Source organism: Bacillus sp. AFS012607, assembly GCF_002558005.1.
In the GTDB taxonomy this organism is placed as follows: Bacteria; Bacillota; Bacilli; order Bacillales; family Bacillaceae_G; genus Bacillus_A; species Bacillus_A thuringiensis_S.
Window position 1 is genome coordinate 22,452 of sequence record NZ_NTVM01000017.1, and the last position, 20,610, is coordinate 43,061.

Here is a 20,610-nt window from a genome sequence, read left to right on the forward strand (position 1 = left end):
TATGCAGGAGGGAAAATCTATGGCTCGTAAAGTATTAGTAATGGGTGAAGTTCGTGATGGATCGCTACGTAACGTTTCGTTTGAAGCGGTAGCAGCAGCAAAAACAATTGCAGAAGGCGGTGAAGTAGTAGGTCTTCTAGTTGGAGACAGCGTTGCCTCTTTTGCAAATGAATTGATTCATTACGGTGCAGATCGCGTTGTGACAGTTGAAAATGATAAATTAAAATCATATACATCTGATGGTTATGCACAAGCGTTTTTAGCTGTACATGCTGAAGAAAATCCAGAAGGTATTGTCTTTGGACATACAGCACTTGGTAAAGATTTATCACCAAAATTAGCAGCGAAGCTTGAAGCTGGTTTAGTTTCTGACGTAACTGCTTTAGAGGTTGAAGGTGGAAATGTTATCTTCACTCGTCCGATTTACTCTGGTAAAGCATTCGAGAAGAAGATTGTAACAGACGGCATCTTATTTGCGACAGTGCGTCCAAATAACATTGCAACTCTGGAAAAAGATGAGTCTCGCAGCGGTGACGTATCTTCTATTACAGTTGATGTGAAAGATTTACGTACAATCATTCAGGATGTTGTCCGTAAAACAGCAGAAGGTGTTGATCTTTCTGAAGCGAAAGTTATTATCGCTGGCGGACGCGGTGTGAAGAGTGAAGAAGGATTTAAACCATTAAAAGAGTTAGCTGACGTACTAGGCGGCGCTGTTGGGGCATCTCGTGGTGCTTGTGACGCTGAATACTGTGAGTACTCATTACAAATTGGTCAAACTGGTAAAGTTGTTACGCCAGACTTATACATTGCATGTGGTATTTCTGGTGCGATTCAGCATTTAGCAGGTATGTCTAACTCAAAAATAATCGTTGCGATTAATAAAGATCCAGAAGCAAGTATCTTCAAAGTAGCTGACTACGGTATTGTCGGTGACTTGTTCGAAGTTGTACCTCTTTTAACAGAAGAGTTTAAAAAGTTAAAAGTACATTCATGATTTAAGTACCCTTGAGTTCCAAGTGAAGTACCCCTATATATAGAAAAAGGTGAGAGATCCCCTGTCTCTCATCTTTTTAGTATTTAATCCGTATTTTTATATAGTATAAAGGAACATTTTTTTGTTACAATACATAACGATACATATTATTCGCCACGTATATAAGTTAATGATATACTCTTGGTAGAATATACTTGAAGGAGGAAATAAAATGGCAATTGTAAACGCAAATGACCAAAGCTTCGCAGCTGAAACTAGCGAAGGTGTTGTATTATTAGATTTCTGGGCACCTTGGTGTGGACCTTGTAAAATGATCGCTCCTGTATTAGAGGAAATCGATGCAGAATTAGGCGAAAAAGTAAAAGTAGTAAAAGTAGATGTTGATGAAAACCAAGAAACTGCTCGTCAATTCGAAGTAATGAGTATTCCAGCTCTTTTCGTATTAAAAGACGGTAAAGTAGTTGATCAAGCGTTAGGTTACAAACCGAAAGAAGCGTTAGTAGAATTAGTTTCTAAACACTTCTAAAATAAAAAAAGCTACCAAATGGTAGCTTTTTTTATTTTCTTTTTTAGATCCTTTCCGTTACAATAAAGGAACGTATGTTGGGTGTTTTGGCATAGTATGTTTTCAAGTGAAAATAAAAATGCTAAGCATGTAGAAATGGAGGGAGACGAGTGCACGAACATTTGAAAGAAAAGTTGGCTATTTTACCAGATCAACCTGGTTGTTATTTAATGAAAGATAAGCAAGGAACGGTTATATATGTCGGAAAGGCAAAAGTGCTTAAAAATCGTGTGCGCTCGTACTTTACTGGTTCACATGATGGGAAAACACTGCGGCTTGTAGGAGAAATTGTTGATTTTGAATATATTGTAACCTCTTCGAATTTAGAAGCACTTATTTTAGAGTTAAATCTAATTAAAAAATATGATCCGAAATATAATATTCAATTAAAAGATGATAAAACATATCCTTTTATTAAAATTACAGCGGAGAAACAACCGCGCTTACTCATTACTCGAAATGTAAAAAAGGATAAAGGAAAGTATTTTGGTCCTTATCCAAATGCACAATCTGCTCATGAAACGAAAAAACTGCTAGATCGTATGTATCCACTTCGGAAATGCACGAATATGCCAGATAAAGTTTGTTTGTATTATCATATGGATCAATGTCTAGCGCCTTGTGTGAAAGAAGTGACGGAAGAACAAAATAAAGAAATTGTAGATGAAATTATTAAGTTTTTAAATGGTGGGCATAAAGAAGTTCGTTCAGAATTAGAAATAAAAATGTATGAGGCCTCAGAGAAACTAGAGTTTGAACGTGCAAAAGAGTTGCGTGATCAAATTGCTCATATTGATGCGATTATGGAAAAACAAAAGATGATTATGAGTGACTTAGTGGATCGCGATGTGTTTGGATATGCAGTGGATAAAGGATGGATGTGTGTTCAAGTTTTCTTCGTTCGAAAAGGCAAGCTAATTGAACGTGATGTTTCTATGTTTCCGATTTACGATGAACCAGAAGAGGGCTTTTTAACGTTTATCGGCCAATTTTATGAAAACAGTAGTCATTTTAAACCGAAGGAAATTGTCGTTCCAGGAAGTATAGACTCGGAATTAGTAGAGCGCTTTTTAGAAGTGGAAGCGACACAGCCGAAACGTGGTAAGAAAAAAGACCTTGTAGAATTAGCAAATAAAAACGCAAAAATTGCTCTTGAAGAGAAGTTTTACTTAATCGAACGTGATGAAGAACGAACGATTAAAGCGGTAGATCATTTAGGGAAGCAGCTTGGAATTGAAACACCGTATCGTATTGAAGCGTTTGATAACTCAAATATTCAAGGAACAAATCCCGTTTCTGCAATGATTGCTTTTATCGATGGGAAACCAGCGAAGAAAGAATATAGGAAATATAAAATTAAAACGGTTCAAGGGCCAGATGATTATGAGTCTATGAGGGAAGTTGTGAGACGCCGTTATACAAGGGCGCTTAAAGAAAATTTACCTTTACCGGATTTGATTATTATTGATGGCGGAAAAGGCCACTTGGCGGCTGCAAGTGATATTTTAGAGAATGAGCTCGGATTATATATTCCGATGGCAGGTCTTGTAAAAGATGACAAACATAAAACCTCCCATTTAATTATTGGAGATCCCCCGGAACCTGTGGTGCTTGAGAGAAATAGCCAAGAATTTTATTTATTGCAGCGTATTCAAGACGAGGTGCATCGATTTGCGATTACATTCCATCGTCAATTACACGGGAAATCTGTCATTCAATCAGCATTGGATGACATTCCAGGAATCGGTGATAAACGGAAAAAGGTATTGTTAAAACATTTTGGTTCATTAAAGAAGATGAAAGAAGCTTCTGTAGCAGAATTTGTCGAAGCAGGTATGCCAAAAAATGTTGCAGAGACGATTTATACGTATTTAACAGATAAGAAGACGTTGTAGTTTACAATGTCTTCTATTTTTTGTTATAATTTCTGAAGATTTAAAATAAATTGACGTGAATGAAAATACAAAAAAGTCAACTAAACTGATATGTCTAGTTGACTGTAGGTAATGCTTACACTTCAATGAGATCTTTTATATCCCATTTCACAAGAAATGTAATAGAGTCAGAACGTTTTTTCTTTTCTTCATATGACTCTGCAACGACGTTCCGTTGCTTTTGAATTTGTTCAGCGATGAATCCAGCTTCTAGTTGATAAGAAGAATGCCTTTTTTGTTTTTGACGTTCTGCAATGAGTGTGCCTTTAAGTTGGAACTGCATTTCACGACGCTTATGTTCAATAATGCTTAAAGTGCCCCAGCCAGCCTTTTCAAAGAACTGAATGACTTCTTCAATTGTTTCTAGCGGATATTTTCTTGCAAGGTTTCTACCAGACCAGTATAAAATACCATCTAAATCGTTGCCGATTAAATCAGGTAGTAATTCTTCACGTAGCAATTCATAAGCGAAGGCGTTCAATGAAACATCTTCTAAAGATGTTATATCGATTGTATTTTTACTCACAATATTCCCCTCTTTCTATAGGGATTATTATATAACATTTTTCATTTATAAAAACAGATTTTTCTTTAGGGAAATCTCAATATCTGAGAAGAAAAAAAGAATTGGCAAATTATATGCAAATTATGTATACGTTTTCTTGACGCTTCGACAAAAATAGGGGTAAAATGAACTTGTTATCAAATTATGCTGAAATATTTCGAATAATTTTTTCAGTTTTTCTTATGCCAATAGTGAAAAAACATTATTGTTATAAATTAATCTGAAAACAGCAGTCAAACATTCAAGGGGGTAATGGGGACATGAAAGGCCGCGAGTATACGTTTCGTAAGTGGCACTCATTAATGGGGGTCATCCCGGTTGGTGTCTTTTTGACGCAACATCTAATTGTAAACAACTTTGCAACAAGAGGAGCAGAGGCTTTTAACAAAGCTGCAGGCTTTATGGAGCTCCTTCCATTCCGGTATGCGCTAGAAATTTTCATCATCTTTTTACCGATACTGTACCATGCTATATATGGCTTATATATTGCATTTACAGCTAAGAACAATGCGGTTTCTTACGGTTATTTCCGTAACTGGATGTTCGTCTTCCAAAGAATTTCAGGTATCGTTACGCTGATTTTCATTTCTTGGCACGTCTGGGAAACTCGTATTCAAGCAATGTTAGGTAAAGAGGTAAACTATGATATGATGGCAGATATTTTAAACAATCCAGCTATGTTTGCATTCTACTTAGTTGGTGTTGTTTCAACAATTTTCCACTTTGCAAATGGACTATGGACATTCTGCATCAGCTGGGGAATTACAGTATCTCCACGTTCACAAAGAATCTCTACTTATGTAACATTAGCTATTTTCTTAGGTCTATCTTATGTAGGTGTGAGTGCATTATTAGCGTTCATCGATCCACAGCTAGCAAATCAGTAAGGAGTGGGAGAGCATGAAAGGGAAACTTATAGTAGTCGGCGGTGGCTTGGCTGGCTTAATGGCAACGATTAAAGCGGCAGAAGCAGGAGTGAATGTTGAACTGTTTTCTTTAGTACCAGTAAAACGTTCACATTCTGTATGTGCTCAGGGCGGAATTAACGGTGCCGTAAATACGAAAGGTGAAGGGGATTCTCCATGGATCCACTTTGACGATACAATTTATGGTGGGGACTTCTTAGCGAACCAACCACCAGTTAAAGCAATGTGTGAAGCAGCACCTGGTATCATTCATTTAATGGACCGTATGGGTGTTATGTTCAACCGTACGGAAGAAGGACTTCTTGATTTCCGTCGATTTGGTGGAACACAACATCACCGTACAGCATTCGCTGGTGCAACAACTGGACAGCAATTACTTTACGCATTAGATGAGCAAGTACGTCGTCATGAAGTAGCAGGACTTGTAACGAAATATGAAGGTTGGGATTTCTTACGAGCTGTTGTTGATGATGAAGGTGTGTGCCGAGGAATCGTTGCACAAGACTTACAAACTATGGAGATTAAAAGTTTCGGAGCTGATGCCGTGATTATGGCAACAGGGGGCCCTGGTATCATTTTCGGAAAATCAACAAACTCCATTATTAATACAGGTACAGCAGCGTCTGCTGTATATCAGCAAGGCGCATATTATGCAAATGGTGAGTTCATTCAAATTCACCCAACGGCAATTCCAGGAGACGATAAATTACGTCTTATGAGTGAATCTGCACGTGGTGAAGGTGGACGTGTTTGGACATATAAAGATGGTAAGCCATGGTACTTCTTAGAAGAAAAATATCCGGCTTACGGAAACCTTGTACCTCGTGATATCGCAACGCGTGAAATCTTTGATGTTTGCGTAGAGCAAAAACTAGGTATTAACGGTGAAAACATGGTGTACTTAGATCTTTCTCATAAAGATCCGAAAGAACTAGATATTAAACTTGGTGGAATCATTGAAATCTATGAGAAATTTACAGGTGATGATCCTCGTAAACTACCAATGAAAATCTTCCCAGCTGTTCACTATTCAATGGGCGGACTATGGGTTGACTATAAGCAAATGACGAGTATTCCAGGTTTATTTGCAGCAGGTGAGTGTGATTATTCTATGCACGGTGGTAACCGCCTTGGTGCAAACTCACTATTATCAGCAATTTATGGTGGTATGGTAGCAGGACCAAACGCAATTGAATATATGAAAGGTCTTTCTAAATCATCAGATGCTGTTTCGTCTACTGTATATGAGCAAAATGAATTAATCGAAACAGAGAAATTTAACAATATTTTAACGATGGATGGTAATGAAAATGCATATGTTCTTCATAAAGAGCTTGGAGAATGGATGACAGATAACGTTACAGTAGTTCGTGAAAATAAAAAGTTATTAGAAACAGATGCGAAAATTGAAGAGTTAATGGCTCGTTACAAACGTATTAACATTAACGATACAGCGAGATGGAGTAACCAAGGTGCTTCATTTACACGTCAACTTGCAAATATGTTTGAGTTAGCACGTGTTATTACAATTGGCGCATATAACCGTAATGAGAGCCGCGGGGCGCATTACAAACCTGAATTCCCAAATCGTGATGATGCAAACTTCTTAAAAACTACGATGGCAAAATTTGAAGGAGAAGGAAATGCACCAGCATTCCATTACGAAGACGTTGATGTTTCATTAATTAAACCACGTAAACGTGATTATTCTTCAAAACATGATGTAGCTGCTAAGGGTGAAGAGAAGGGGGATAAACAACATGTCTGAGAAAACAATCCGCCTCATCATTACGAGACAAGATGGACCAGATGCACAAGCGTTTGACCAAGAGTTTGAAATTCCATATCGTCCGAATATGAATATTATTTCGGCGCTTATGGAAATTCGTCGTAATCCTGTTGATTCAAAAGGGAATCAAACAACTCCGATTGCATGGGATATGAACTGCTTAGAGGAAGTATGCGGAGCATGTTCAATGGTTATTAACGGAAAGCCACGTCAATCATGTACGGCTCTTATTGATCAATTAGAACAGCCAATTCGCTTAAAGCCGATGAAGACATTCCCAGTTGTACGTGATTTACAAGTTGACCGCAGTCGCATGTTTAATGCTCTAAAACGCGTTAAAGCTTGGATTCCAATTGATGGTACGTATGACCTAGGTCCAGGACCAAGAATGCCTGAGAAAAAGCGTCAATGGGCTTATGAGCTTTCAAAATGTATGACATGTGGTGTTTGCTTAGAATCATGTCCAAACGTAAACAGTAAGTCTGACTTTATTGGACCAGCGCCGTTATCACAAGCTCGCTTATTCAACTCACATCCAACGGGTGAAATGCATAAAGCAGATCGCTTACGTGCAATTATGGGAGATGGAGGACTAGCGAACTGTGGTAACTCTCAAAACTGTGTGCAATCATGTCCGAAGGGTATTCCTTTAACAACTTCAATTGCGGCATTAAACCGTGATACAACAATTCAATCGTTCAAAGATTTCTTTGGTAGCGATAATAACTATTAATAAATATTGCCTCTTCATCTTGAAGGGGCAATATTTATAACTGTATTTTTCAGTTTATTCTGTTTTTTTTGAGAGGAAGAGGAGATAACGTTGAAGAGAATTTCTTATATTGAAGACTTCGAGAAATGGGAAAGTGGTTTTTTATTTTACAATCCTGTAAAGGTTCGTTTTGGTGAAGTAGATATGTTTGGACATGTAAATAATGTCGTTGCTTTTACTTATTTTGAAGAAGCTCGTATCGCGTTGTTTAAAGAACTTGGATTTATGCAAGAGTGGACACATACATCATCAGACACGATGATCGTTGTTGCGGATTTACAATGTAATTTTATTAAGCAAATATATTATGATGAACAGTTGAAGGTGTATGTAAAGGCAGGATCGGTTGGGAATTCTTCTTTGGATTTACATTATATGGTGAAGAATGCAGAAGGAGAGGTTTGTTTAGTAGGTCGTGGAATGATGGTTCAAGCGTCGAAAAAAACAGGAAGAGGCGAACCATGGCCTGAAGAATGGAAGAAGAAATTACTACAATGATAGAGTGAAAGAAAAATAAGAGAGCAATTTGCTCTCTTATTTTTTGTCTTCCATTGCTTCTTCTAATGTTAAGTGATGTTTATATAGGTATGTAGCGTATGGATTACCAACGTAGCGTAAGTGCCATGGTTCATATGCATATTCTGTTGTATCTGTTTTATCTTCTAAGTAACGAATGACAAAGCCGAATTTATGAGCGTGTTCCGCGACCCAGTTTCCTTCTGCTGTCTCTCCGAAGATAGGCTCTAATTGAAATTTAGCTGTTTTTGAACTAATATCCATTGCTAAACCCGTTTGGTGTTCACTTGTACCAGGAATTGCGCTTACTGAATTAGCTTCAGCTTTTCCTTGACGTCTAACGTATGTATCATGCAACGATTTTTGACGTTTGTATGAACGATAACCAGATACAGCTGTAAGATCAATCCCTTCTTTTTTTGCAGCTTTGAACATGTTTTCAAGTGCTTCTGCAGCATCTTTGCGTAGTAGCGTTTTTTCTTTATCTTTTGGACTAGTGAATGGTACGTTTGGTCTTGTTAAGTCTTCAGGAGTGTATCCATCTGGTAGTTTTCGATGTTTATTAATTAAGACAAGATTAGATTTTGGATTTGTTACAACTGAAAAGTCATTGTCTATTTTCTTTGCATTATGATCAGCTTTTGGAAAAGCAGGAATCTCTTCTTTTGGGTGGTTATTATGTTTTTGACTTTCGACAGCTTTCGCTTCATTATGTAGTGGTGATTTAGAACCAAAGTAAGCGAAAGATGTGATACCGATTACAATAGTAGTGGCAGAAATAATTATTATCTTTTTCATAATGCCTTGTAATCACAGTCCCTTCTTAATAAAATATGTATCTTTTTTTATTATAAGTCTAGTTTGTTGGAAAAGAAATATAAGAGTCATAACGTAATAGAAATGCAAAGAAAATGTCAGAAAATGTGTGAATTTGTAGTATTTTTTTATATAATTCATTTCTTATCTTTCATGAATTGCATTTTTTATGTAATATATATACATAAGAAGATGTAGCGATTATCGAGAATAAAGAACTTCTTGTATAGACTAGGAGTGAATGGGAATGGATTTTGCAACAATTATTGGACTTATTTTAGGATTTTTAGCAGTGGTAGTAGGGATGGTCGTCAAGGGCGCTGACGTAACAGCCTTATTAAATCCTGCCGCAGCATTAATTATTTTTATCGGTACATTTGCTGCAGTATGTATTGCATTTCCGATGAATCAACTAAAAAGGGTTCCAAAACTATTTAAAGTTCTTTTTGGTTCAAATAAAAAGGATTTAAGTTATGAACAGTTGCTAGAATTATTTGTTCATTGGACATCTGAAAGTAGAAAATACGGTATTTTGTCTTTAGAGCAACAATTAGACAAAATTCAAGATGAATTTCTTTTGCGCGGTATGAAATTTGTGATTGATGGCGTATCCGCAGAAGATTTAGAGCAAATTTTGGAATCTGAATTAGAAGCAATTGAAGAAAGACATGCAAAGGGAGCTGCTATTTTTTCACAAGCTGGTACGTATGCACCGACATTAGGAGTTTTAGGTGCTGTTATCGGTCTTGTAGCTGCGCTTGGTAACTTAACTGATATTGAAAAGTTAGGTCATGCTATTTCGGGTGCATTTATTGCAACGATTTTTGGTATTTTTTCAGGGTATGTATTATGGCATCCATTTGCAAATAAGTTAAAGCAAAAATCTTCAGCTGAAATTGAGAAAAAACGTTTAATCATTGATTGTTTATTAATGTTACAAGAAGGTACATATCCGTTTATTATGAAGAACCGCATTTTAGGTGCACTTTCTGCAACTGAGCGTAAAAAGCTAGAAAAAGGAGCAGAAAAAAATGCGGAGTAAGAAAAATAGAAGAGGCAAAAAGAAAAAACATGATGAGCATATCGATGAAACGTGGTTAATCCCATATTCTGATATGTTAACGTTGTTATTTGCATTGTTTATCGTTTTATTCGCAATGAGTAGTATAGATGCTGCGAAGTTTAAACAGATGGCAGTTGCTTTTCGAAGTGAATTAGCCGGGGGAACAGGTAACAAAGAATTTTTAAGTGATCAAAAGCCAAATGATGAAAAAGAATTATCGGCAAGTAGCCTTGAGGCAGAACAAGCAAAAAAACAAGAAGAAGCTAGAGCTAAAGAAAAAAAAGAGATGGATGAATTGAAAGCATTACAAAAAAAGATTGATCAATATATTAATGAAAAACAATTATCCTCTTCTTTTCAAACTAAATTAACTGAAAAGGGATTAATGGTGACAATATTAGAAAATATACTGTTTGATTCGGGGAAAGCAGATGTGAAATTAGAATCTTTAGGGATTGCAAAAGAAATGTCTAGCTTACTTGTTTCAGCGTCACCTCGTGAAATTACAGTATCCGGTCATACGGATAATGTCCCTATTGCCAATGCACAGTTTGCGTCGAATTGGGAATTAAGTACGCAGCGGGCAGTTAATTTTATGCAAGTATTACTGCAAAATAAAGAATTACAACCAGAAAAATTTAGTGCGATTGGTTACGGAGAATACCGTTCGATTGCTCCAAACGATACACAAGAAGGAAAGGCAAAGAATAGACGTGTGGAAGTATTTATCTTGCCTTTAACAGAGAAAGCAAAATAAAGAGGATGGCGAATGCCATCCTCTTTATTTTACTTCAAATGATTTTAAGTTGTCGCGACGGATTTTATCTTTTTCTGCATCTGATTTTTTGAAATCATAATCATATAAAGCGCCTTCCCAATCGCCATACATTGGATTCGGGAAAATAATGAATTTCTCACCAAATTGTACTTTTGAATCTTCTACTGTTTGGTTACGATCTTTTACAGATTTTCCATCAAAACCTGTGAAATCAGATAAGTTATCACCGAAGAATAAGACAATATCATGAGTTTGAGAAACGAGTTCACGGCGTTTTTCTTTTCCTTTTTCTTTCGGATCTTGTAGTAATATATGTTCTTTCGTTGCTTGAGGAGCACCTACACGCTCAAGATTTTTAATTGTTGCATCTAGTTGGTTCGTTTTACGATTTGAGATATAGTAAATATCTACACCTTTAGACTCTGTATATTTTAAGAAATCAATTGCGCCTGGAAGGGCTTCAGCCTCAGCTTTGTTAATCCAATCATCCCATTTGTAAGGATAACCTTTGCCTGTTTTTACGCTCATTGCTTGATGAGGACTGTTATCTAAAACAGTTTCGTCTAAATCAAGTACGATAGCAGGTTTTTTCTCTGTCCCTTTTGCAAGAACTGCATCAAGTTTTAATTGACCAATGTTGTACCCTTGGTAGTAAAGTGCTTTCGTTTCACCGGCTGTTTGATACCATAAATCAGCCATTAATTGTTGTTCTGTTAATTTTACTTTCTCTTCTTTCGCCACTGTTTTCTCTGGTGTTCCTGAACATGCTACAAGTGATGTAGATAGAACCGCTACAGATAATAAAGTGGTAATGCCCCTCTTCATCTTCATATGTATCCTCCTTGATGTTAGAAAATCATTTTATATTATATATTAAAATATAATATTTTTATATGAACATTTGCATATTGTCTTTTATATATATAGTAGTATGTCCTATATTAGAAAGATGAGCAAAATAATAACAGTTGTTTTGACAAGTTTAATTGTCGTAATGACAATTATAATTGACAAAGAGCGCTTTATTATTTACAATTTTAACTAAATAGAACAAATGATGGATTAATGACGGTGTTTACATATAAGAGGATGAAGTGTAGCGCTATATTTTGTCTTGAATAAACATAGTCTTTGAAAGAGAGTACGAATGATACTAAAGGGGAGGCTTTAAACTTTGAGTTTACAAATTCAAAACTTAACGAAACAATTTGGGGAATCAAAAGCTGTTAACGGTTTACAAATTTCGTTACCAAAAGGTGAAGTACTAGGGTTACTTGGACGAAATGGTGCAGGGAAAACAACAACAATCAAAATGCTTCTCGGATTATTAACGCCTAATGAAGGTTCGATTACGTGGGATGGAAAAGCATTTGGGAATAGTGGCGTAACAATTGGGTATTTACCAGAAGAAAGAGGTTTATATACAAAAAGTAGAGTAATAGACCAGCTGCGATATTTTGGTAGATTAGAAGGGATGTCGAAGAAAGAAGTAGATCACGCTATTGATCACTGGTTAGAGCGTTTAGCGATACCAGAATATAAATTTAAAACGGCTGGAGAGCTTTCAAAAGGGAATCAGCAAAAAATCCAATTAATTGCTGCTCTTCTTCATAATCCGGAACTTCTCATTTTAGATGAACCATTCAGTGGCCTTGATCCAGTTAATGCCGGGATGTTAGCTAGTATTATTGAAGAACAAGTACAGAGCGGAAAGACGATTATTTTATCAAGTCATCGTATGGAACAAGTAGAGGCTTTTTGCCAACATGTATGTATTTTGAAAAAAGGTGAAGCAGTCGTAAAAGGACAGCTAAGTGATATTAAGAAAGAATACGGTTTCCGTAATTTAACGATTGAAGATACAGTAGAGAATGAAAAGGGATTAGAAGCTATACATGTATCGTATGAAAAACAACAAGGCCTTCTTTATGTGAAAGTACAAGGCGATGCGGAAGCTCTCGAGATTTTGCAACAGTTGCAAGAGCAAGGTGTTAGCTTACGACAATTTAAAATGTTAGAGCCGACGTTAAACGAAATCTTTGTAGAGAGGGCGAAATAACGATGCGTAAATTTTCTCACGTATTTTCATTTTATTTTAGGGAAGCGTTTTTATCTAAAAAATCATTAATTACGAGTGCGATTTTATTTTTAGTTGTGTTTGGGATTTTTGCATTTAATCATTTTACTTCAGGCGATGATAAAAATAAGGATAAAGATAAAATTGCAGTTGTAGTAGAGAGTTCCACATATAAAGTACAAAAAGATGAGCTAAATAAGCTATTGCCATCAGCAAAAATAACACTGGGTTCAAAGGATGATTTTGATAAACTGCATAAGCAAGTAGAAGATGGCGATTTAGATGGTCTATTCCATGTGACGGAAAAGGGTGGGGCTCCATCGATTACATATATGTATAATGGATTTCCAAGCCAAGCAACTTCCGCAATTATGGCAGGATATTTAAAGCAACAATATACGATGGTGACGATTGCCAAAAATAATGTTTCACCAGAAATTGCACAGCAATTACAAACAGAAATTCAAGTAAAGCAAGAAGCGATAAAAGATCGTACATCTTCTTTCGGAATTGCCTATTTCTTTACATTTGCTTTATATATGTTTATTGTAGCGTTCGGAAATACAATCGCAATGAATATTGCATCTGAAAAGGCGTCACGTGTAATGGAAGTAATGCTTCCGAAAGTGAAGCCTCTTACAATGATGTATGCGAAAATTTTAGCGGTTGTTTCAACGGCGTTATTGCAACTTGTCATATTGGCGTGTGGTTATCTTATTCCATATTTGTTGGGTTGGGTTGATTTAGAAAGTGCCTCACTATTTGGTATTCCAATTGACTTTACGAAATTAGATGCAAAGGTTATCAGCATGTTTCTTGTTTATTTCATTACGGGATATTTACTATATGCGATGATGTATGCTGCTGCTGGAGCTGTCGTGTCTAAGACGGAGGATTTACAAGCTGTATCTTTCCCGGTAATGATTTTAATTATGGCTGCATTCTTCATTAGTATTAAATCATTAAGTGATCCGAATAGTACTATCGTTGTTGTAAGTTCTTACGTTCCATTTTTTACACCGATGGTTACCTTCTCACGTATTGTAGCTGGTGAAGCAGGTATGCTAGAAATTACGATAACATTAGCGGTCTTATTGGCGACAATTGCGGTATTAAATGCTGTTACAAGCCGCATTTACGTAAACGGCGTAATGAATTACTCAGATAAAGTTAAATTTAAAGATTTAGCGAAATTTATAAAGCGTCAATAATGAGAGAAAAGCATGATTTCCTATTGAAATCATGCTTTTTCTTTATGTATAAATTAAAAATAGTATATAATAATAAGAGTTGTCTTTTAATAGAATGAATAAAAAGGAGGGTGTGCAGATGGGGATTAGTAGTCGTTTTACAGTAGGTGTTCATATGCTGACATTACTTGCGATAGATCGAAACTCTCGCTGTACCTCTGAATGGATTGCCGGTAGTGTGAATACAAATCCAGTTGTGATTCGTCGCATTACAGGAATGTTGAAGAGAGCAGGACTTGTTGATGTACAAGCTGGTAAAGGTGGTACGACACTTGCTCGAGATTTAGAAGAAATTACATTACTTGATGTATATAAAGCAGTGGAAGTTGTAGAAGAAGGACAGCTATTTTCCTTCCATGAAAATCCCAACATTGAATGTCCAGTAGGAGCTAATATTCAATCAGTATTAGAAATTATTTTAATGCAAGCGCAAGAAGCGATGGAAAACGTACTTGCAAATGTAACGGTAGATCAATTAGTTACAAATTTAAAGTCTAAAATGAAAGAATAAAAAAGCGAGCTTCCTCATAATGAGGGCTCGCCTTTTTTTTATTCAGAAATATTGAAAATTCTATTTTTCAGTATTTAAAATGAATTTACCTACGATAGCTGCGAAGATACCACCAAGAATTGGTGCTACGATGAATACCCATAGTTGAGAAAGTGCTTCTCCACCAACAAATAAAGCTGGTGCGATACTACGAGCTGGGTTAACAGATGTTCCAGTTAACGGAATTCCTAATAAGTGAATTAAAACTAATGTGAAACCAATTACTAGTCCCGCTAAAGAAGAACTGCCTTTTTTACCTGTTACAGCGACGATAACTAAAATGAATACGAAAGTTAAAATGAACTCAACTAAAAATGCTCCAGATAAACCAAGAGTTCCGAAACCATTTTGTCCTAAATTATCTAAAGGTGTTTTAGCAGATTTTAAAATTGTTACTAACGTTGCAGTTCCTAATAAACCACCTAAAATTTGAGCTAATACATAATAACAAAGTTCCATAGCGTTCATTCGTTTGTTGATGAACATAGCTATTGATACTGCTGGGTTAATGTGACATCCAGAAATTGTTCCGATGCTATATGCCATAGCTACAATAGATAGACCGAAAGCCATAGCGATTCCTAATGTTCCAATTCCTTCAATTCCGCCGCCAGTGACAGCTACTCCAGTTCCGAATAATACAAGTACAAATGTACCAATAAATTCAGCGATTGCTTTTTTTAACATAATTTACCTCCTATTAATGCGCATGAAACGTATTATAACATAAGTTTTAGTATAAACAGCCAATGAAGTACTATTCTGATAAGGCGAAATAGGGGGACAATAAAAAAGGGTATGGTTCATCTCTATAGAACCATACCCTTTTTTTATGCTGATTTTTTCTGTTTAACGACTGGAACAGAACGGTTTAAAATACTATTTGCAACCATTCCTAACATAATAATAATCATTCCAATGAGGGAAAGTCCTCCAGGGAATGAACCATTTAAGAAAATGATTTCGCCAAGCACGGTAAATACCATCGTTCCAGCTTGTGTTGCTTCAACTGCCCCGAGTAAGGCGAGGTTATCTTTTGCTAAGTCAGTAGCAAAGAAAAATGTCATCGTTGCAATAACGCCGGAACATAATGCTAATAAAAGCCCTTGAAGCATTTGGCTGGATGTTGGAATGCCAGTAGTAGAAAATCCATATACACCAAGCAAAATTGTTATAGGAAGACTTCCAATAGCCATTCCTAATACACGTTGGAACGTATCAAGGCGTCCGCCAACAAGTTCCATCATTTTTCGGTTACCGAACGGATATAAGAAAGCGGCTAATACGACAGGTAAAAAACCTGAAATGAACTGAGTCATTGTAATATGGCCTGCTGCAGTTGCTTGCATACAAATTACACCAAGTAAAATAAATAATGCAACATATAAGCTACGAAGTGGAATTTTTCCACGTACAAGTTTCGTACCTGATTTTGTTTCTATTTTCACGAAAAATAGTGGTGATAGTAGTAAACCAGCTAAAATCGTAACTTGCCAAGTTCCAGCAACGAGCCAAGCTGGAGAAAAGACAGCTGCGAAACTTAATAAAGAATAAAAACCAATACCTGCAACGGAACCCCATCCGATCCATGCTAATGGATGTTTTTTTAATTCTTCCCATAATCCCCTAAAGTTTTTGCGAAATAAAACGATAAGGAATAAAATAGGAAGAGCAAATAAAAAACGGAAGGAAGCTGTCCAAGCCCAGCTCGTTCCAGATACATTCATTGCTCTATTAATAATAAAGGTTGCAGAAAAAAAGGCAGATGATAAAAGACCTAATAAAATTGCGCGCATAAAGTATAGCACTCCTTTCGAAAATAAATAATTATGTATAGTATGATATACTTTAATTAAATAAAAGTAAACTATTTTATACTTTAAGGTGGTTTTATATATGAAAGAAAATGAAGATATACAAACGAAAGAAGTCATTCAACAAGTTGGACAGTTATTGAGACAAATTCGAAATGAACAGAAATTAAGTTTAGAAGAATTAGCTCATAAAACAGGAGTAAGTAAATTAACATTAGGAAAAATTGAAAGAGGGGAAACAAATCCGACGCTAGCTGTCATTTGGAAAATAACGAAAGGGTTATCAATTCCTTTATCCAGATTGATGGTTGTTGGAGAACCTGTAGCTGTTGCGCGCTGTGGAGAAGGATTTGCAGTAGATGAAGGACAAGCGTGGCATTTAGAAACGATGTTCCGTTATACGAAAGAAACAGGGATGGAAATGCACCGTGCTTGTTTACGATCAAATAGTATATATGAACCAGAAGCTCATCATGAAGGTGCGATTGAGCTTGTAACGATAATGAAAGGGAAAGTGTCTATTCAAGTGGAGAATGATGTATACGAATTAAATGAGTTTGATTCCATCCAATTTGAAGCGAATAAGAAGCATGTTTATAAAAATGAAGAAGAAGAAGTGGCGGTATTACATTTAACGATGAAATATTCTTCATGAAAAAATCACCTATAGAATTCTATAGGTGATTTGCTCTTCTTAAGTATATGAAATGATACCATTAGTACGAACGTGGCATAAGTAATAAACAAATGAAATAAACTAAAAATCCTGTCCCAAAACATAAAACAGCAATAACCCAAATGATACGAATAAGAGTAGAGCTAATATCAAAATATTCTCCTAAACCACCACATATACCAAATAGCATTTTATCAGTTTCGGATTTACATAACTTTTTTGACATATTCCAATCAACTCCTTTTTATATCAAACTGCATACTTTTATTCTATATGGAAATTTATGAGAAGACTATGGGGTTGTATTACATTTTTTTTTGAGAGACGATCATATTAATTGTCTTAATTTTCAGTGGATATTAAACTTGTAGTTATGAGGTGATTTTTAATAAAGGGTGGGGAAATAGGGATGACAGTATATTGGTTGACTAATGTAATGCTTGAATCAAGGTATACATATGAAGAAGAGAGAATTTCGCGAACAGAAACAGAATTATGTAGTTTACTCATTGAAGATGGACGAATTAAAAAAATTATAGAAGGGGTTGTTCAAGAAGAAGATATAGTAATGCTTGATGCTAAGCACTTATTGATGTTGCCAGCTTTCGAAGAGATGCACATTCACATTGATAAAACATATTATAGTGGCCCCTGGAAAGCTTGTAAGCCAGCAGAAAGTATTTTTACACGTTTTAATGAAGAAGAAAAAATTTTACTAAAGCAATTAGCAACTGCTCAAGATAGAGCGGAAAATATGCTAGAGTTACTACTGCGAAATGGTGCAACGAATATTAGAACGCATTGTAATGTTGATCCGATTATTGGACTTGGTAATTTGGAGGCGACGTTAGCGGCATTAGAAACATATAAAAATCGAGTGTCTAGTAGAATTGTTGCGTTTCCGCAACATGGATTATTGCGCAGTAATTCTGTGCAACTCGTGAAAGATGCGATGCGTATGGGTGCTCATCTAGTCGGAGGAGTAGATCCAGCTACAGTGGATAATGATATTGAAAAATCATTACATACAATTATGGATATCGCAGTAGAATTTAATGCGGATGTTGATATTCATTTACACGATGAGAATAATCTTGGAACGTTTACGATGAAGAGATTGGCAAGTTTAACAGAAGAAGCAGGGTGGCGAGGGCGTGTAACAATTAGTCATGCACTTGGACTTGGTGGTGTTACTGATAAAGAGGCTGAAGAAGTGGCAGAAAGACTCGCAGCTGTAAATATTGATATTACTTCAACAGTACCAATTGGTAAACAAGTAATTCCAATTCCGTTATTAGATAAAAAAGGTGTTAAAGTTTCATTAGGAAATGATAGCATTACAGATCATTGGTCACCGTTTGGAACAGGTGATATGCTTCAAAAGGCAAATCGATTAGCAGAGCGTTTTGGATGGAGTGACGAAAGGTCTTTAGGAAAAGCAATTCGCTTTATTACGGGAGGAAAAGAAACGTTAAATAATGAAGGGAAGCGGGTATGGCCGAATGTAGGGGATGAAGCGAGCTTTGTTTTGACAAATGCGACATGCACTGCTGAAGCGGTAGCACGCCAAACAGAAAAAAGTTTAGTTGTGTATAAAGGAAATATTGTTGTTGGAAGCTTAAATGAGCTGGAATTAAATAATCTTGTGTAGAAGAATCGTTTAAATACCTTGGGGAGGGTTCTAATTGTGAATATAGAACTCTTCTTTTTTATTCTTACAATATATTTTTTATAGGAAAGCTAGAAGGGATGGACATTTTGGACAATCAACATAACCAAAATCATATTATGGGAACTTTGCAATGGTTTATATTTCTATTAGCAAATTCAATCGCACTACCAATTGTCGTTGGTGGATTATTTCATCTTACGACGGAAGAAATATTTTATTTAATGCAGCGTACGTTTTTTGTAGTTGGTATATCTTCTTTCTTACAAGGATGGATTGGGCATAGACTTCCAATTGCGGATGGACCAGCTGGATCTTGGGTTGGTGTATTTACAGTACTTGCTTATGCAACTGCCGGACAAGATCAATTGCATAGTACACTGCAAATTTTAGAGTTAGGAATGATAATCTCCGGTGTTATTTTAATAGGATTAGGAGTAACTGGTTTTATAGGACGTATTTTATTTTTATTTACGCCAGTTGTGACAGGGACGTTTTTACTTTTATTATGTTTACAATTAAGTGGTGTATTTTTAAAAGGAATGCTAGGAATTACAGCTACTATTTCTCAAATCGATGGATTTACAGCGATAATTGCGTTTAGTATATTTTTGTTCGTTATTATACTGTCTAATTTTGGAAGAGGTTTTATCAAAAGTTATGCAGTTTTAATAGGATTAATTAGCGGGTGGATTATTTTTCTCATTGCAGGAAAAGTGACGGTTCCATCTCAAGTAACTCATTTTGTACAACTTCCACAAATGTTTGCTTGGGGACTTCCAAAATGGAATACTGGTATGGCAGTATCCAGTTTCGTTATGGTATGTATTTTAGTTTCAAATACAGTGGCAGCTATTATAGCGATTAATCAAGCTACCATTCATAAAGCAACTATTGAACAAAAACAGTTGAAGGATGGTACGTGGGTTGGAGGGATTTCGCATATCATTTCCTCCGTATTTTCAACTGTAGGTATCGTTCCGTTACCAGCAACGGCAGGATTTATACGCTTAACAAAACAAAAATATATACGATCGTTCTTAATGGCATGTGCGTTACTAGTCGTAATGTCTCTTTTTCCAAGTATTATTCGTTACTTAGCATCTTTACCATCGGCTGTCGCATCGGCTGTTTTAATGGCTTCGTTCGTACAATTAATTGGAATTGGATTTAATAATATAAAACAAGTGCCGATGAGTGAAAGGAATGTAACGATTTTAGGAGTGGCAGTATTATTTGGAAGTGGCGTTATGTTTTTACCGTCTGGAGCACTCCAATCCTTGCCGTCTGTTATGCAATATATATTCGGTAATGGTTTATTTGTAGGTACGGTTGTAAGTATATTGCTAGAACAAATATGGCGCGTTGGAAAGTAAGTGGATAAAAAGAGTGTAAGCAATGTATAAAAGTCTAAAATAACATGGGAAATAAAGCCCATTTTTATTCACCACCTGCACATTTCGTTCATACAATATCTTGACTAAATAAACACCCAACTTACACATACACAGCTCTGGCTTAAGCAAGGAGGGTTATACCAGTTGAAGGAAAAAGCGTATCAATCTAAACCTTTACTCACAAAGAGAGAAAGAGAAGTATTTGAATTACTGGTTCAAGATAAAACAACGAAGGAAATTGCAGGTGAACTTTTTATAAGTGAAAAGACAGTTCGTAACCACATCTCAAACGCAATGCAAAAGCTAGGGGTTAAAGGACGTTCACAAGCAGTTGTTGAGCTTCTTCGTATGGGAGAGCTCGAACTATAAGAAAGCAGCCGACTTTTATACAAAGAGTCGGCTATTTTTTTGTTTGCTTCACTTGCTATATGAATGATAAGAACACTCCATACATAA

The 20,610-nt window shown here is 36.0% G+C and carries 22 protein-coding genes; 16 read left to right on the forward strand and 6 right to left on the reverse strand.

Annotated elements, in window-relative coordinates; all coding sequences use genetic code 11:
* Nucleotides 1–19: 19 nt before the first annotated feature.
* From etfA to uvrC, 3 genes are all read left to right on the forward strand, one after another.
* Nucleotides 20–997 carry an electron transfer flavoprotein subunit alpha gene (gene etfA, locus CN409_RS20490; protein WP_000101957.1) on the forward strand — a complete coding sequence of 326 codons (978 nt, stop codon included), beginning with the start codon at nt 20–22 and terminating at the stop codon, nt 995–997.
* Nucleotides 998–1,208: 211 nt separating this feature from the next.
* Nucleotides 1,209–1,523, forward strand: a complete 315-nt coding sequence (gene trxA, locus CN409_RS20495) for a thioredoxin (RefSeq protein ID WP_001018943.1) — start codon at nt 1,209–1,211, stop codon at nt 1,521–1,523.
* 149 nt (nt 1,524–1,672) lie between these two features.
* The gene (gene uvrC, locus CN409_RS20500) at nt 1,673–3,457 is read left to right on the forward strand and encodes an excinuclease ABC subunit C (RefSeq protein WP_000544290.1); all 1,785 of its coding nucleotides are present in this window, start codon (nt 1,673–1,675) and stop codon (nt 3,455–3,457) included.
* Between the two features lie 115 nt (nt 3,458–3,572).
* Here the strand turns inward: uvrC and CN409_RS20505 are convergent, their stop codons facing one another.
* Nucleotides 3,573–4,022 (reverse strand): YslB family protein, encoded by a 450-nt coding sequence (locus tag CN409_RS20505; protein WP_000042214.1) that lies wholly within the window; start codon nt 4,020–4,022, stop codon nt 3,573–3,575.
* 299 nt (nt 4,023–4,321) lie between these two features.
* Between CN409_RS20505 and sdhC the strand changes: the two genes are divergently transcribed.
* From sdhC to CN409_RS20525, 4 genes are all read left to right on the forward strand, one after another.
* A complete protein-coding gene (gene sdhC, locus CN409_RS20510) occupies nt 4,322–4,948 on the forward strand; it encodes a succinate dehydrogenase cytochrome B558 (protein ID WP_000678354.1) in 627 nt (208 codons plus the stop codon).
* Between the two features lie 13 nt (nt 4,949–4,961).
* The gene (gene sdhA, locus CN409_RS20515; RefSeq protein WP_000676742.1) at nt 4,962–6,755 is read left to right on the forward strand and encodes a succinate dehydrogenase flavoprotein subunit; all 1,794 of its coding nucleotides are present in this window, start codon (nt 4,962–4,964) and stop codon (nt 6,753–6,755) included.
* The gene (gene sdhB / locus CN409_RS20520) at nt 6,748–7,509 is read left to right on the forward strand and encodes a succinate dehydrogenase iron-sulfur subunit (RefSeq protein WP_001291827.1); all 762 of its coding nucleotides are present in this window, start codon (nt 6,748–6,750) and stop codon (nt 7,507–7,509) included. The genes sdhA and sdhB overlap by 8 nt, the downstream gene beginning before the upstream one ends.
* Nucleotides 7,510–7,599: 90 nt before the next feature.
* Complete coding sequence (locus tag CN409_RS20525) at nt 7,600–8,046, forward strand: acyl-CoA thioesterase (protein ID WP_000822726.1); 447 nt, start codon at nt 7,600–7,602, stop codon at nt 8,044–8,046.
* Between the two features lie 36 nt (nt 8,047–8,082).
* On the opposite strand, the gene CN409_RS20530 is transcribed toward CN409_RS20525, so the two are convergent.
* On the reverse strand, nt 8,083–8,862 hold the full coding sequence (locus tag CN409_RS20530; protein ID WP_000720194.1) for a M15 family metallopeptidase: 780 nt from the start codon (nt 8,860–8,862) through the stop codon (nt 8,083–8,085).
* A gap of 265 nt (nt 8,863–9,127) precedes the next feature.
* Between CN409_RS20530 and motA the strand changes: the two genes are divergently transcribed.
* Both motA and motB read left to right on the forward strand, forming a co-directional pair.
* The gene (motA, locus tag CN409_RS20535) at nt 9,128–9,922 is read left to right on the forward strand and encodes a flagellar motor stator protein MotA (RefSeq protein WP_000344851.1); all 795 of its coding nucleotides are present in this window, start codon (nt 9,128–9,130) and stop codon (nt 9,920–9,922) included.
* Nucleotides 9,912–10,700 carry a flagellar motor protein MotB gene (gene motB / locus CN409_RS20540; protein ID WP_001256733.1) on the forward strand — a complete coding sequence of 263 codons (789 nt, stop codon included), beginning with the start codon at nt 9,912–9,914 and terminating at the stop codon, nt 10,698–10,700. Before motA ends, motB begins: the two co-directional genes overlap by 11 nt.
* A gap of 24 nt (nt 10,701–10,724) precedes the next feature.
* Here the strand turns inward: motB and CN409_RS20545 are convergent, their stop codons facing one another.
* Nucleotides 10,725–11,552 carry a 5'-nucleotidase, lipoprotein e(P4) family gene (locus tag CN409_RS20545; protein WP_000782773.1) on the reverse strand — a complete coding sequence of 276 codons (828 nt, stop codon included), beginning with the start codon at nt 11,550–11,552 and terminating at the stop codon, nt 10,725–10,727.
* A 343-nt stretch (nt 11,553–11,895) separates the two neighbouring features.
* Here CN409_RS20545 and CN409_RS20550 point away from each other — a divergent pair, with 343 nt between their 5' ends.
* The 3 genes from CN409_RS20550 (at nt 11,896) to CN409_RS20560 (ending at nt 14,559) form a co-directional block, all read left to right on the forward strand.
* Entirely contained in the window at nt 11,896–12,780 is an 885-nt protein-coding gene (locus CN409_RS20550; RefSeq protein WP_000058118.1) for an ABC transporter ATP-binding protein, read from the forward strand.
* A gap of 2 nt (nt 12,781–12,782) precedes the next feature.
* Complete coding sequence (locus CN409_RS20555; protein WP_001224985.1) at nt 12,783–14,009, forward strand: ABC transporter permease; 1,227 nt, start codon at nt 12,783–12,785, stop codon at nt 14,007–14,009.
* A gap of 118 nt (nt 14,010–14,127) precedes the next feature.
* A complete protein-coding gene (locus CN409_RS20560) occupies nt 14,128–14,559 on the forward strand; it encodes an Rrf2 family transcriptional regulator (RefSeq protein ID WP_000512998.1) in 432 nt (143 codons plus the stop codon).
* 60 nt (nt 14,560–14,619) lie between these two features.
* Here CN409_RS20560 and CN409_RS20565 read toward each other — a convergent pair whose 3' ends face one another.
* On the reverse strand, nt 14,620–15,285 hold the full coding sequence (locus CN409_RS20565) for an aquaporin (protein WP_000913211.1): 666 nt from the start codon (nt 15,283–15,285) through the stop codon (nt 14,620–14,622).
* Between the two features lie 143 nt (nt 15,286–15,428).
* A complete protein-coding gene (locus CN409_RS20570) occupies nt 15,429–16,394 on the reverse strand; it encodes a DMT family transporter (protein WP_001201632.1) in 966 nt (321 codons plus the stop codon).
* Between the two features lie 100 nt (nt 16,395–16,494).
* Between CN409_RS20570 and CN409_RS20575 the strand changes: the two genes are divergently transcribed.
* Nucleotides 16,495–17,067 (forward strand): helix-turn-helix domain-containing protein, encoded by a 573-nt coding sequence (locus CN409_RS20575; RefSeq protein WP_000661914.1) that lies wholly within the window; start codon nt 16,495–16,497, stop codon nt 17,065–17,067.
* A 61-nt stretch (nt 17,068–17,128) separates the two neighbouring features.
* Here CN409_RS20575 and CN409_RS20580 read toward each other — a convergent pair whose 3' ends face one another.
* Nucleotides 17,129–17,314 carry a PspC domain-containing protein gene (locus tag CN409_RS20580; protein ID WP_000038411.1) on the reverse strand — a complete coding sequence of 62 codons (186 nt, stop codon included), beginning with the start codon at nt 17,312–17,314 and terminating at the stop codon, nt 17,129–17,131.
* A 183-nt stretch (nt 17,315–17,497) separates the two neighbouring features.
* On the opposite strand from CN409_RS20580, the gene CN409_RS20585 reads away from it, so the two are divergent.
* The 3 genes from CN409_RS20585 (at nt 17,498) to gerE (ending at nt 20,523) form a co-directional block, all read left to right on the forward strand.
* Nucleotides 17,498–18,739, forward strand: a complete 1,242-nt coding sequence (locus CN409_RS20585) for an amidohydrolase family protein (protein ID WP_000219575.1) — start codon at nt 17,498–17,500, stop codon at nt 18,737–18,739.
* A gap of 98 nt (nt 18,740–18,837) precedes the next feature.
* Entirely contained in the window at nt 18,838–20,133 is a 1,296-nt protein-coding gene (locus tag CN409_RS20590; RefSeq protein ID WP_086397222.1) for a purine/pyrimidine permease, read from the forward strand.
* 165 nt (nt 20,134–20,298) lie between these two features.
* A complete protein-coding gene (gene gerE / locus CN409_RS20595) occupies nt 20,299–20,523 on the forward strand; it encodes a spore germination transcription factor GerE (RefSeq protein ID WP_000659484.1) in 225 nt (74 codons plus the stop codon).
* The last annotated feature ends 87 nt before the right edge of the window (nt 20,524–20,610 follow it).

What these genes read in the sequence shown, in the direction of transcription:
- CN409_RS20590 (WP_086397222.1), top strand. Translation starts at nt 18,838, where the DNA reads ATGGACATTTTGGACAATCAACATAACCAAAATCATATTATGGGAACT.
- sdhA (WP_000676742.1), top strand. Translation starts at nt 4,962, where the DNA reads ATGAAAGGGAAACTTATAGTAGTCGGCGGTGGCTTGGCTGGCTTAATG.
- CN409_RS20545 (WP_000782773.1), bottom strand. Translation starts at nt 11,552, where the DNA reads ATGAAGATGAAGAGGGGCATTACCACTTTATTATCTGTAGCGGTTCTA.
- CN409_RS20560 (WP_000512998.1), top strand. Translation starts at nt 14,128, where the DNA reads ATGGGGATTAGTAGTCGTTTTACAGTAGGTGTTCATATGCTGACATTA.
- motB (WP_001256733.1), top strand. Translation starts at nt 9,912, where the DNA reads ATGCGGAGTAAGAAAAATAGAAGAGGCAAAAAGAAAAAACATGATGAG.
- CN409_RS20565 (WP_000913211.1), bottom strand. Translation starts at nt 15,285, where the DNA reads ATGTTAAAAAAAGCAATCGCTGAATTTATTGGTACATTTGTACTTGTA.
- CN409_RS20585 (WP_000219575.1), top strand. Translation starts at nt 17,498, where the DNA reads ATGACAGTATATTGGTTGACTAATGTAATGCTTGAATCAAGGTATACA.
- sdhC (WP_000678354.1), top strand. Translation starts at nt 4,322, where the DNA reads ATGAAAGGCCGCGAGTATACGTTTCGTAAGTGGCACTCATTAATGGGG.
- CN409_RS20575 (WP_000661914.1), top strand. Translation starts at nt 16,495, where the DNA reads ATGAAAGAAAATGAAGATATACAAACGAAAGAAGTCATTCAACAAGTT.
- CN409_RS20570 (WP_001201632.1), bottom strand. Translation starts at nt 16,394, where the DNA reads ATGCGCGCAATTTTATTAGGTCTTTTATCATCTGCCTTTTTTTCTGCA.
- CN409_RS20555 (WP_001224985.1), top strand. Translation starts at nt 12,783, where the DNA reads ATGCGTAAATTTTCTCACGTATTTTCATTTTATTTTAGGGAAGCGTTT.
- trxA (WP_001018943.1), top strand. Translation starts at nt 1,209, where the DNA reads ATGGCAATTGTAAACGCAAATGACCAAAGCTTCGCAGCTGAAACTAGC.
- CN409_RS20530 (WP_000720194.1), bottom strand. Translation starts at nt 8,862, where the DNA reads ATGAAAAAGATAATAATTATTTCTGCCACTACTATTGTAATCGGTATC.
- CN409_RS20580 (WP_000038411.1), bottom strand. Translation starts at nt 17,314, where the DNA reads ATGTCAAAAAAGTTATGTAAATCCGAAACTGATAAAATGCTATTTGGT.
- etfA (WP_000101957.1), top strand. Translation starts at nt 20, where the DNA reads ATGGCTCGTAAAGTATTAGTAATGGGTGAAGTTCGTGATGGATCGCTA.
- sdhB (WP_001291827.1), top strand. Translation starts at nt 6,748, where the DNA reads ATGTCTGAGAAAACAATCCGCCTCATCATTACGAGACAAGATGGACCA.
- motA (WP_000344851.1), top strand. Translation starts at nt 9,128, where the DNA reads ATGGATTTTGCAACAATTATTGGACTTATTTTAGGATTTTTAGCAGTG.